Genomic DNA, 11841 nt, shown 5'->3' with positions numbered 1-11841 from the left:
TTATGGTTTCTGTACGGTCTTTATTTCACGACAGGCAGATCGGAATAGCGTGTGGTGTAGGCGGGGGAAAGCATGTCGCGTTTCATCGCCCAGTTTTTTTCAATTCCCTGTCCTGCAAACCAGACGCTTCCTCTCCCCGATGTATTTAAACGATCAATGGTTTCCATCAGCGCTGCGCTGTTCGCGTAGGGGCGATTCTCATCAAACAGATTGAGTTGGGCAACGCCGCTGCTGAAAAAATCTGAAAGCATCACGCCAGCCTTCATATAGCGATGCCCCTCCCGCCATATCTGATCCAGCGAGCTTGTCGCAGCACGGATAATGTCGCGCGTATCATTAGTCGGCGTCATCAACGTCACGGATGCCTGATTTCCGTAGTAAATACGATTATCCGCATGCGGGCTGGTACGAATAAAGACGCTGATGAAGCGGCAGAACTGATGTTCCGCGCGTAACTTCTCTGCCGCGCGTTCAGCATAGGCGCAAATGGCCTGATGCATATCTGAATACTGCGTGATCCGCTTGCCAAAAGAGCGGCTACAGATAATTTGCTGCTTGGTGGGGGGAAATTCATCAAATGCCAGACATGATTCGCCGCGCAGTTCCCGCACGGTTCGTTCCAGCACAACATTGAAGTGTTTACGGATAACCCAGGTTGAACTGTCGGCAAGTTGCAGCGCATTTTCAATGCCCATTAACGCCAGCTTTTTACTGATGCGACGTCCCACGCCCCAGACCTCATGTATCGGCACGTGAAACAGTAACTTACGTTGCCGCTCCCGGGAGGAAATATCCACAACTCCCCCGGCGCTGGCCCATCTTTTGGCGGCATAATTGGCCACCTTGGCGAGGGTTTTCGTTGGGGCAATGCCAACGCCCGTTGTCAGCCCGGTATTTTTCAAAATCTGATTACGGATCTGATGGCCGAATGCCTCAAGTGAAATACAGTTTGATACGCCAGACAGATCGATAAAAGCCTCATCAATAGAATAAAGCTCGACGGAGGGGGTGATTTCAACCAGCGTCGACATGACACGATTGCTGAGGTCGGCATACAGCGCATAATTTGAGCTAAACACCGTCACGCGCTGACGATGAAGCTCATCTTTGATTTTGAAATAAGGCGCAGCCATGTCTATGCCCAGGTCCTTTGCCTCACGCGATCGCGAAATAATGCACCCATCGTTGTTGGACACGACAACGACAGGTTTCCCCTGCAGATCCGGGCGAAACAGCGTCTCGCAGGAGGCGTAGAAGTTATTCACATCAACAAGCGCGAACATGTCGATTTGACTTCAACGTAAATGTCACGACGCCAAAGATCTGCAACTCTTCCTCGGCCTGGAAAACAATCGGCGCATAATGAACATTATGCGGGATGAGCTGGAGAACAGGGCGGGTCCGCAACTCCTTCACCGTGAATTCCCCGGCAACCGCCGCAACAACAATATCACCGTGCACTGGGGTTAATGAGCGATCAACCACCAGCAAATCACCATCGCTAATCCCCGCACCGATCATCGAATCCCCGCTTACCCTGACAAAGTAAGTCGCGCTGGGGTGTTTAACCACCAGTTTGTTTAAATCAAGCCGCTCTTCGACATAATCCTGCGCCGGGCTTGGGAAGCCACAAGGAACGCGCTCAGCAAAGAGCGGAAGGGGAATGAGGCGATCACTCTCGGTCGATGGGATGAACTGCATGATGATGAACCTGGTTAACTGTGTTTATATACAGTATTGCTAAATTCTGTCACTGATCAAGAGGCGAAGCGGGCCGCATTCAGGAAATGTTTGAAGTAGCAAAGAATTTAGCTGAAAACGTTGCCATTCTATATTGATGGCCCTTACCAATATCATTTTAAAACCACTGGCTTAATAACCCGGCGTACAACACCGGATTACTTGTTGCCAAAAAATGCAGGGAAATAGCACAGCATCAGAAATTCAGTAATGTGAGGGTTACTATTTTTCGCGTATTAAGGAGAGGCGTAGATGTTAAATATTGCCAGAAGCACCGGTAATTCCACCACCGGTGTGCATATGCTGCAACGCTTTAAAAATGGCTACCGCATTCGTTGTAATCGCGAGACCCTAAAGCGGTTCACTTCCATCGATGTTAAGCCGGAGTATCAACATCTGTTCGGCGCAGATGGCGAAGGTATCTACCATTCGGCAACCTTTCCAACTATTGCTGAAGGCGCGCAAGCGCTGTGCAACTTCATCCGGACGGTTTGCGGTCTGGAGTGTCAATGGAAACCGTAACGGTGTGGCGGTTTCACGCGTTGAACCTGTAAAAATAAGGGTATTTACGAGCATTTTCGTGCCTGTTGGCGGCGTCTCATCCGCGCCGGAAAAGAGTGGCGATGCCGTGGCTGACGTTGAAACGGGAATTGGCGTCGGCTGGCAGGAGACCAGCCGACGCTATGATTGTTGCGCACGTCGCCGATTTACGGCGACGTATTCATCACCACCGTTTTACTGCGAATCGTGTTCGTTCAAAGTCAAACGCTCGCCGGAACCCTGAAAACGCTCACCAACTCTTTCATCACTCTGGCTTGTTCGTTGAGCATTTCAGACGCGGCAACCGACTCTTCGACCAGCGCCGCATTTTGCTGGGTAGTGGTATCAATCTGGCCGATCGCAATGTTGATTTGCTGTACGCCGTCACTCTGTTCGAGGCTCGCTTGTTCGATCTCTTTCAGAATACTGGAGACGTTATCCACGTTCTCGACCATTTCGTCCATTTTACCGTTCACCTGACGCACCATCTCCAGGCCGCGTACGCTCTGCTGTGTCGAGTTTTCAATCAGCGCCCGGATATCTTTCGACGAATTCGCCGTTTTCTGCGCCAGATTGCGAACTTCCTGCGCCACCACGGCAAACCCTTTGCCATGTTCACCTGCGCGAGCTGCTTCAACCGCGGCGTTAAGCGCCAGGATATTGGTCTGGAAGGCGATAGAATCAATCAAGTTAATGATGTCAGACATTTTGTCCGCCGAGCTGCTGATATTGTGAATTTCCTGCGTCAGCGAGGTCATCAATTTGCCGTTATCTTTCGCCGCGTCACTGGCTCTTGCAGAAAGCTGCGACGCATTTGCCGTATTATCACCCGTATTCTTAACCGTTGAAGAGATTTGCTCCATGGAGGCGGCAGTTTGCTCAATGGAACTCGCTTGTTCTTCCGTACGGGCAGATAAATCGCGTGTGCCGGCCATGATCTGCGATGCGCCAGTGGCAATATTTTCCGCGCCGCTGCGGATCTCCAGAACAATTTTTTTCAGCTCCTCCTGCATGTGGCCGATTGCGCCTGTCAGCAGCCCCGTTTCGTCTTTTGAGGTGACTTTTATCTCGGTGCCCAGATCGCCTTTCGCGATCCTGATCGCCGCATCAACGGCATGTTTGATAGGGCCAACAATGGCACGTGAAATAATGATTGCCATAATAATGCCGAATATAAAACAGATGAGGGTAATGAAGATCATCACCATCCGGCTCAGATTGTAATCATGCAAGAAATCACTATATGACGTTTGCATTTCATCCCGTTGCAGGCTGATAAAGTTATTAATCTTCTCAATATACTGACTTTCATAATTACGCGTATTGGTTGTATATTCCGTCATGGCGGCGTCAGGATTGGTTTGTATATTGCCAATCACTTTGCTACGGGACTGAATATAAAGACTGCGCGCGGCGGTGATTTTCTCTAACAGAGTCTGCGACGCATCATCATCAGCCTGTTTATTCAGCTGTTTATACAGTTCGCTTATTTGTTCAGACCTGGCGGCAAGGTCTGTAATCAACTGTGCTTTTTTAGCTGCATCTTTTTCAATGATCGCATTAAGAAACAGCGTCGTTGAACCATTAACATCGCGGATTAAATTATTACCCAGCGCGGTGGTCGGGTAATCTTCAGTCACGATTTTGGATATTTTATTTTTCGCCTCATCAAGCCGGTAAATCGCATTTCCGGCAATAAAAAGTAATAACAATAATAATATCCCGAAAGATAGCATTATCTTATTTCTGATACTTATACCCTTTGGCTTACCGATCGTTGTTGTATTTTCCATGGTCTTCCCTTAGTGAAATTTATCTGCATGCCTGGCCGCTATAGCGGTCGGCATCTACGTTTTATCGGCCATGAGAAGGTATTGATTAGTGATCGATCGTTAAAATCTTAATAAAAATGAAAAGCAATAGTTTATATCTATCAATTGTAAGGTGATCGATCGTTGATATATTGTATAATTTTGATGCAGCAATTTTTTTGAATGAAATTGATATTGTTAACGTAAATTAAAGAAATATCACTGAGGAGAGAAACCGCGTAAATAAAATGTATGGCGGCAATAAACCGTAACGCACCGATCTACAGAGCAATATTTATTGCCAGAGAATAAATAATCACCTAAGTAAGTACTTCAGAATTATTGCATAAGAAATACATCAAACCAGACAGATATGGTCGCTTTGGTATGCCGCACGGCGTTCTCTATCCAGCGCGGCATTCACTATGGCTACTGCAACAGTATTTTTACGGTTAACTGCTGATATAGGTCAGATAAGCCGCCAGATAAACGACACCACAGGCAAACCATATTTTTGCCAGAAACTGATAATCGTTTTTGTCCATTTTTCCCGCACCTTTCAAAAAGTATACGTAATGGCAATGACCGCTGAGCTTTGGTTACGGCGCAGCACAATTGGGCTGTCAGCCGCGTGATCGTTCAGCCATGTGTAATTGGCGCTCAGCAATGTTCCCCAGTGGGCATCAAATTGATGGCTCCACGTCAGGCTATTATCGATCCCATAAAATCCCTGTTCTGCGTGGTAGCGCGCATAGCCGGAACGCAGACTTTGCTTTTGGCTGACACCGTAAAACGTGTTCATATATCGGCTATCGCCAAACAGCGCGGCAGACTGGAAAGCCAGCGTATCGCGGGTGGTCTGCACCGGCAGCAAGGTGAGGGACGCCTGATACTGCACCCCCTGGCTGTCGGTAAGTGGCAGGGTGGCTTTGCTTTCCAGCACCAGCCAGTCTGTGGCTTGCCAGCCAACCGCCAGCGCGGTATTCAGCGTGGCGTCAATATTGCCCATGCCTTTTAAGTTTTCCGCGCCGTCCCGCCAGCCAGAATCACGATCGGCGCGGCCTGACGCATAACCCAGCGTATGTTCCAGATAAAAACCATTGTCGGTTTGCAGGTCATAACCCAGCCCTTTTTGCGAATCAAAAAAGAGCGCATTATCGCGGATCTGAATTACCGGAACCACCTGCACACGTTGCTTGTCTGAACCGCTGTAGCGCGGGGCATATTCCCCGCCAATGCCCACCGTCACTCCGTTTTGCACGGCGGGGGCGTCGTCGGCTCTGGCTGTGGAGGCAAACAGAGCCAGCAGGGGACAGGCGCTATACAACACGGTTTTTCTCATTATCATCATCACATCTCGCTGGGTGGGGTAGTATGCTGCGGCGAAGGTTCGCCATGTCCTGACAAGGAATATAGACAGGTCATATCAATAAACGGTCAGGGAATTATTAAGAAATGGTCAAGGTAAGCAAATGATATCCCGTAGAGTGCTTGTGATTGAAGATGATGCCGATGCGGCCAGCGTACTGGAAGCCTATCTGCGACGTGAAAACTATGACGTTTCGCTGGCCGGAGATGGGCTGACAGGGCTGGACATGGCGCAGCGCTGGAAACCTGATCTGATCTTACTGGATATCATGTTGCCGGGCATGAATGGCACCGAGGTGCTGGCGGCGCTGCGGCGCATTAACGATGTCCCGGTGATCATGGTCACCGCCATGGGGGATACTTCTGAGCGCATAGGGGCGCTGCGATACGGGGCCGATGATTATGTGGTGAAACCGTATCACCCTGGCGAAGTGGTGGCACGCGTGCAGGCGGTGCTGCGGCGCAGTAAACGAACGAACACGCAGGAAGAGGTGCTCCGCTGGCAGACGCTGGAGGTGGATACTGTCTCCATCACCGCAACGGTCACCCAGGCTGAAAACAGTGTGCGCAGCCTGGAACTGACGCCAACGGAGTTTTCTATTCTGATAACGCTGATGCGCCACCCGACATTGCCCTTTTCCCGCCAGCACTTGCTGGAACACTGTTTGCCGGAGAGCGAAGCGCTGGAGCGCGTGGTCGATACGCATGTCTACAACTTGCGCAAAAAGCTGGAAAACGCGGGTGTTACCGGCGTTTTAGCGAATGTGCGCGGTATTGGATACAGGTTCCGCCAGCCATGAAAAATCGTGCTCATCAATCGCTGTGGCGCTGGATTTGCGCGCGCATCATCGCGCTGGCTATCGGCACTGTTATTGTCATTGCCCTGTGTATGTGGCTGCGTTGCGCCGTGCAAAACTTCTGGGTTTTGCATGATATGCCGTCTGCGGTGAAGGCGGAGTACCTCGCCCTGCTGGACAACCCGCAGGCGAACCCGGTGCGTTTCCATGAGATCGTCGATAAATGGTGGGGGATAAGCTATTCGAAGCCCTCCATCGCCTCGGCCGACTGGATCATGGTGGGCGTGCTGGTACTGGTGATGATCCCCTTTATTGTGATTATGGGGCTACGTTACGCCCGGCCACTCTCTTTACAGTTCAGCCACCTGCGCGAAGCGGCCGATGAAGTCACGCAAGGCGAATTTGGCCGCCAGGCGGACCTGGTAAAAGATGCGCCCGCCGAAGTGGTTCGTTTTGTCAGCGATTTTAATGACATGACCCGTCAACTGGCGCGCTACGACCGGGAGTTGCGCGCGTCGCACGTTGCGATGGCGCACGAGCTGCGTTCTCCGCTCACCGCCGCCATTGGTCGCCTGCAAGGGATGCTTGATGGCGTCTTTGAACCCAGCCAGCAACAACTGGGGATGGTGATGAAACAGCTACAGCACCTGAGCCGCCTCACGGATGAGTTGCATCTGCTTTCGCTGGCCGATGCCGGTCAATTGACGCTTAATCTTCAGCCGCTGTCGCTGGAAGATCTGTTAGCCGAGCAGCTCGCCTGGCTGAAACCGCAGGCTGATGCCGCGGGAATAACTATGGCGCTGACGTCCCGTTCCTCTTCGCTGTTTACTGGCGATGCGTTCCGGCTGGGGCAGGTCTTTATCGTGCTGATGGAAAATGCGCTGCGCTATGGCCGGCGGGGCGGCCAGCTTGCGATCCACCTCAGTCAGCAGGGGAGCGCGTGGCGGATCGATTTTGAGGATGACGGACCGGGCGTGGAAAGCGATTTTCTGCCAATCATGTTCGATCGCTTTACCCGCGCGGAAACCTCCCGTGCCAGGCATTCCGGCGGCAGCGGGCTGGGGCTTTCTATCGCGCGGGCGATATGTGTTGCCCACGGCGGCAGTATCAGCGCGGCGCTGCCCGAAAAAGGCGGATTACGGATCAGCATCACTCTCCCTGTGGATGGTCGCGGCGAAAAAAAATTGCACTCTTGATGAATTCTTGACGAAACGTGGAGTGATTCTCGACGCACGCCACGTTAAATGGCGCCATTACCGATCCGGAGTGGCGTCATGTCAGAACAATTCACCGATTATTTTCGTCAAAGCCTGCACCACCTTTTTAATGCGGCACGCGCTTTATCCTTCCTCGCTCTGCTTCCATTACTGGTTACGGCGGCGGTCATTCCGCTGTTGACGGGGTGCGGAGAGAAAAAAACAGACCACGCCGCACCGCCCAGGCCTGTGCGTTATCTGGTAGTCGCGCAGGCGTCGCCGAATCCGGGCACGGTACGAACCGGCGAGATCCACGCCCATGATGAAACGGTGCTGGCTTTCCGGCTGGATGGACGCATGATCAGCCGGCCGGTGGATATCGGCGCGCGCGTACATGCCGGGCAGGTACTCGCCACGCTGGAAAGTGAAACCGGCAAGAACCAACTGGCCAGCGCCACCGCCGATATGGAAAGCGCCCGCGCCGCCGAACAGCTTGCCGCGCTGAACCTGAACCGGATGCAGAAACTGATGCCCTCCGGCGCGATCGCCCGCACGCAGCTTGATAGCGCCCGTGCCGACTGGCAGTCTGCCGCATCCCGCCTTAAAAGCAGCGCTGCAGCAGTGCGCAATGCCCGGGATAATCTGGCCTGGACCCAACTGACCGCGCCTGCCGATGGCGTTATCACCCGCGTTAACGCCTCTGCAGGACAAGTGGTCAGCGCCGGGGAAAGCATCTTCACGCTGGCGACCAGCGACGCGCGCGATGTGGTTTTTGCTATCGCCGATCCGCAATTACTGCCCGCGCAGGCAGTAAGAACGCACCTGTTTTCGGTCGCGCTGCTGGCCGATCCCACGCAGAAAACCACCGGCGTATTGCGTGATATCAGCCCGCAGGCCGATCCGCAAACGCGCACATGGCAGGTCAGGCTGACGCTTCAGTCCCCACCAGCGGCGATGGCACTGGGTGCCAGCGCCACCGTTGATATTCCGGTGGCGACATCGCCCGGCTTTGTGGTGCCCGCCTCGGCGTTGAGCCGCGTCGGCGACCAGCCGGCGGTCTTTGTCATCGACAAACAGTCGCAGGCGCAGCTTCGGACGGTCACGCTTGCGAGCTACACCGCCTCGTCTGCGGTGATTGCAACCGGCATCAGTGCGGGTGACCGGGTTATCACCGCAGGCGTAAGCAAACTGCGCGCCGGTGAAAAAGTGACGCCGGGAGAGCTGCAGCCATGAGCTCTGTTGAAACCAAACCGCGCTTTAATCTTTCTGCCTGGGCGCTTGAACACCAGCAACTGGTGAGCTTTTTTATGATGCTGGTTATCGCCACCGGCATCCTCTGTTATGAAAACCTGCCGCGCACTGAAGATCCGGCGTTTACCATCAAGACGGCGGTGGTCTCCGCGCAGTGGCCTGGCGCTACGGTTACCGACACTACCCGGCTGGTCACAGATGTACTGGAAAAAAAATTACAGGAGATCCCGTGGCTGGATTACATCGAAAGCGAAAGCCGGGCTGGCAGCGCCGTTATCTATGTAAATCTGCGCGATGACACCCCGCCGGCGCAAGTGCCGGACATCTGGTATCAGGTGCGCAAAAAGATGCAGGACATTGCGCCTTCGCTAACGCAGGGTGTGCAGGGACCGGCGGTAAATGACGAATTTGATGATACGTTCGGCACGATTTATGGCTTCACGGCGGATGGCTACACGGCGCGTGAACTGCGCGATCGGGTGGAAGATATTCGCCGCGACCTGATGTCAGTGCATGATATTGGCAGAATCACTCTGCTGGGCGAACAGCAGGAGCAGATCGTCATTGCGTTTTCTCCCCGGCAACTGGCTGGCATGGGGCTGGATATCCAGCAGGTGAGCGATGCACTCAATGCGCAAAATGCCGTCGAGCCAGCCGGGATTATTCGTACCGGGCAGGATAACGTTGCGCTGCGGGTTAGCGGCGCGCTGACTACGGAAGAGAGCCTGCGGGCGGTTACCCTGCATATCAACGATCGCTATATTCCCCTGACCGATATCGCCACCGTGAGCCGCCAGCTTGCCGAACCGCCAGCGCCGGTGTTTCGTGTCAACGGTCAGCCTGCGATGGGGCTGGCCATTTCTATGGCCTCCACCGGCAACATGCTGCGTTTCGGCCAGGCGCTCAACGCCAGGATGGCAGAGATTAAAACCCAGTTGCCCCACGGCATAGAGATGACAAAAGTCGCCGATCAATCCGCGGTGGTGAGTGATGCGGTTAGCGGCTTTGTGCGGGTGCTTGTCGAAGCGGTGCTGATTGTGCTGGCTGTTTCATTTGTCTCGCTGGGGATGCGGGCAGGGCTGGTGGTGGCCGCCGCCATCCCGCTGGTGCTGGCGATGACGTTTGCCGGAATGATGCTGGCCGGTATTGGCTTGCAGCGGATTTCTCTGGGCGCGCTGATCATTGCACTTGGCCTGCTGGTGGATGATGCCATGATCACCGTCGAAACCATGGTCGCCAGGCTGGAAGCCGGCGAATCGCGCAAAAGCGCCGCTACCTACGCCTTTAAAACCACCGCGTTTCCTATGCTTACCGGGACGCTGGTGATGATCGCCGGTTTCATTCCAGTCGGGTTTGCCGCCTCCAGCGCCGGGGAGTACTGCTTTTCGTTATTTGCCGTGGTGCTGATAGCGCTACTTTGCTCATGGGTGGTGGCGATCCTGTTCTCGCCGTTGACCGGGGCCTGGCTGCTGCCCGCCAGAATAGAAAGCCACAGCAAAGGTAGCGGACGCCTGGCGCGTGCCTACCAGGCCTTACTGGCGCGCGCGCTGCGCCACCGCTTAATGACCATTGGCCTCGCGGTGGTGGCGCTGGCGCTGGCGTGCGTGGGTGCCACCCGAATGCACGGGGAGTTTTTCCCGGCCTCGGATCGCCCCGAATTGCTGGTCAGCCTGTCGCAGCCCGCTAATACCGCGCAACTGGAAACAGAAAAGCAAGTCGAACGGCTGGAAAAGGTGTTGAACGGTAACAAGGATATTGATCACTACACGACCTATGTCGGCTCCGGCGCGATACGTTTTTATCTGCCGATGGATGTCCTGCGCGATAACGAAAACACGGCGCAACTGGTGGTGGTGGCAAAAGATTTAGCGGCGCGCGATCGCCTGCGCCAGCAACTGGACAGCGTGCTGGAAAGCCAGTTCGCCGGGTTTACCACGCGCGTTTCGCCGCTGGAGTTAGGGCCGCCGGTAGGGTGGCCAGTGAAATACCGGGTGAGCGGGCCGGATTATGCCAGGGTACAACAGTTCGCGCGTCGGCTGGCGAGTGACATTGGCACCTCATCGCTTGCCCGCGAAGTGAATTTGACCGCTGGTGAACCGGAAAGAACCATCACGTTGCAGGTGAACCAGACTGCGGCGCGGGCGGCAGGGGTTTCGTCGCAGAGCATTGCACAAATGCTGAATACGGTCTGGTCCGGGCGTACGGTAACCACGGTGCGGGATAATGATCGGCTGGTGGATGTGGTTCTCCGTGGCAACGAGCGTGAACGGCTGGATATCGGCACGTTATCGACACTGATGTTGCCTGGCGCTAACGGCACGAAAATTCCGCTGAACGAAGTGGCAACCGTGGGCTGGGGTGTGGACGATCCGGTTATCTGGCGTCGCCAGCGGCTGCCGTTTATTACGGTGCAAACCGATCTGGCACCCGGTGTGAGTGCCGAAAATCTGTCGGCTGGCCTGCGCCCGGCGGTGGATAAACTGCGTGCGCAACTGCCTGCAGGATACCGGATCGAAGAGGGCGGCACGGTAGCGGAATCGGCAAAGGGGAATGGCTCGGTTTACGCGGTGTTACCGGTGACGCTTATCGTGATGCTGGTGTTGTTAATGCTCCAGTTGCAGCGTTTTTCCCGCATGTTGCTGGCGCTGTTGATGGCACCTTTTGGTTTGCCTGGCATTGTGCTGGCGATGCTGCCGACCGGCACGCCGATGGGGTTTGTCGCCTTGCTTGGCGTGATTGCGCTGGCGGGGATGATTATTCGCAACGCCGTCATTTTGATAAGCGAAGTGGACAGCAATCTGGCGCAGGGGATGGCTGCGAACGAGGCGATTGTGGCTGCCGCAGAACACCGCGCCCGCCCGATTATGCTGACGGCATGTGCCGCCATTTTGGGCATGATCCCGATTTCACATCAGGTGTTCTGGGGGCCAATGGCCTATGCAATTATCGGCGGGCTGGTTGTCGCCACGCTGGTGACGCTTACCGTTTTACCGGCGGCGTTCAGCCTGCTGCTGGATAAAGAAAGACGCCATTAATGGAGGTGCCAGGAGGGGACATCACGCGCCAGGGCGAGATGTCTTTAAAGTAAATGCCAAAAGCGCCGATAAGGAGAGTGGGGCGCATGCAGGATTTTTCAGC

At 54.4% G+C, this 11841-nt stretch carries 9 protein-coding genes; 5 read left to right on the top strand and 4 right to left on the bottom strand.

The window, feature by feature from the left end; genetic code table 11:
* Nucleotides 1–20: 20 nt before the first annotated feature.
* Complete coding sequence (umuC, locus tag H650_RS02990) at nt 21–1283, bottom strand: translesion error-prone DNA polymerase V subunit UmuC (protein WP_016496233.1); 1263 nt, start codon at nt 1281–1283, stop codon at nt 21–23.
* On the bottom strand, nt 1267–1701 hold the full coding sequence (umuD, locus tag H650_RS02985; protein ID WP_016496232.1) for a translesion error-prone DNA polymerase V autoproteolytic subunit: 435 nt from the start codon (nt 1699–1701) through the stop codon (nt 1267–1269). The genes umuC and umuD overlap by 17 nt, the downstream gene beginning before the upstream one ends.
* 291 nt (nt 1702–1992) lie before the next feature.
* Here umuD and H650_RS02980 point away from each other — a divergent pair, with 291 nt between their 5' ends.
* Nucleotides 1993–2262 (top strand): hypothetical protein, encoded by a 270-nt coding sequence (locus H650_RS02980; RefSeq protein WP_016496231.1) that lies wholly within the window; start codon nt 1993–1995, stop codon nt 2260–2262.
* Between the two features lie 239 nt (nt 2263–2501).
* On the opposite strand, the gene H650_RS02975 is transcribed toward H650_RS02980, so the two are convergent.
* Together H650_RS02975 and H650_RS02970 are read right to left on the bottom strand one after the other, a co-directional pair.
* Entirely contained in the window at nt 2502–4073 is a 1572-nt protein-coding gene (locus H650_RS02975) for a methyl-accepting chemotaxis protein (protein WP_044489370.1), read from the bottom strand.
* A gap of 577 nt (nt 4074–4650) precedes the next feature.
* Nucleotides 4651–5439, bottom strand: a complete 789-nt coding sequence (locus H650_RS02970) for a MipA/OmpV family protein (RefSeq protein WP_044489661.1) — start codon at nt 5437–5439, stop codon at nt 4651–4653.
* Nucleotides 5440–5563: 124 nt separating this feature from the next.
* On the opposite strand from H650_RS02970, the gene H650_RS02965 reads away from it, so the two are divergent.
* From H650_RS02965 to H650_RS02950, 4 genes are all read left to right on the top strand, one after another.
* Nucleotides 5564–6259 (top strand): response regulator, encoded by a 696-nt coding sequence (locus H650_RS02965; protein ID WP_044489369.1) that lies wholly within the window; start codon nt 5564–5566, stop codon nt 6257–6259.
* Nucleotides 6256–7452: a sensor histidine kinase gene (locus tag H650_RS02960; protein WP_016496226.1), complete on the top strand. Its 1197-nt coding sequence runs from the start codon at nt 6256–6258 to the stop codon at nt 7450–7452. Before H650_RS02965 ends, H650_RS02960 begins: the two co-directional genes overlap by 4 nt.
* Before the next feature lie 78 nt (nt 7453–7530).
* Nucleotides 7531–8685 (top strand): efflux RND transporter periplasmic adaptor subunit, encoded by a 1155-nt coding sequence (locus H650_RS02955; RefSeq protein WP_016496225.1) that lies wholly within the window; start codon nt 7531–7533, stop codon nt 8683–8685.
* Nucleotides 8682–11738 (top strand): efflux RND transporter permease subunit, encoded by a 3057-nt coding sequence (locus tag H650_RS02950; RefSeq protein WP_016496224.1) that lies wholly within the window; start codon nt 8682–8684, stop codon nt 11736–11738. Before H650_RS02955 ends, H650_RS02950 begins: the two co-directional genes overlap by 4 nt.
* Nucleotides 11739–11841: the final 103 nt, after the last annotated feature.

This window comes from Enterobacter sp. R4-368, assembly GCF_000410515.1.
In the GTDB taxonomy this organism is placed as follows: domain Bacteria; phylum Pseudomonadota; class Gammaproteobacteria; order Enterobacterales; family Enterobacteriaceae; genus Kosakonia.
Note: the sequence above shows the minus strand (reverse complement) of the source record. Positions and strands in the feature narration are given on the sequence as shown.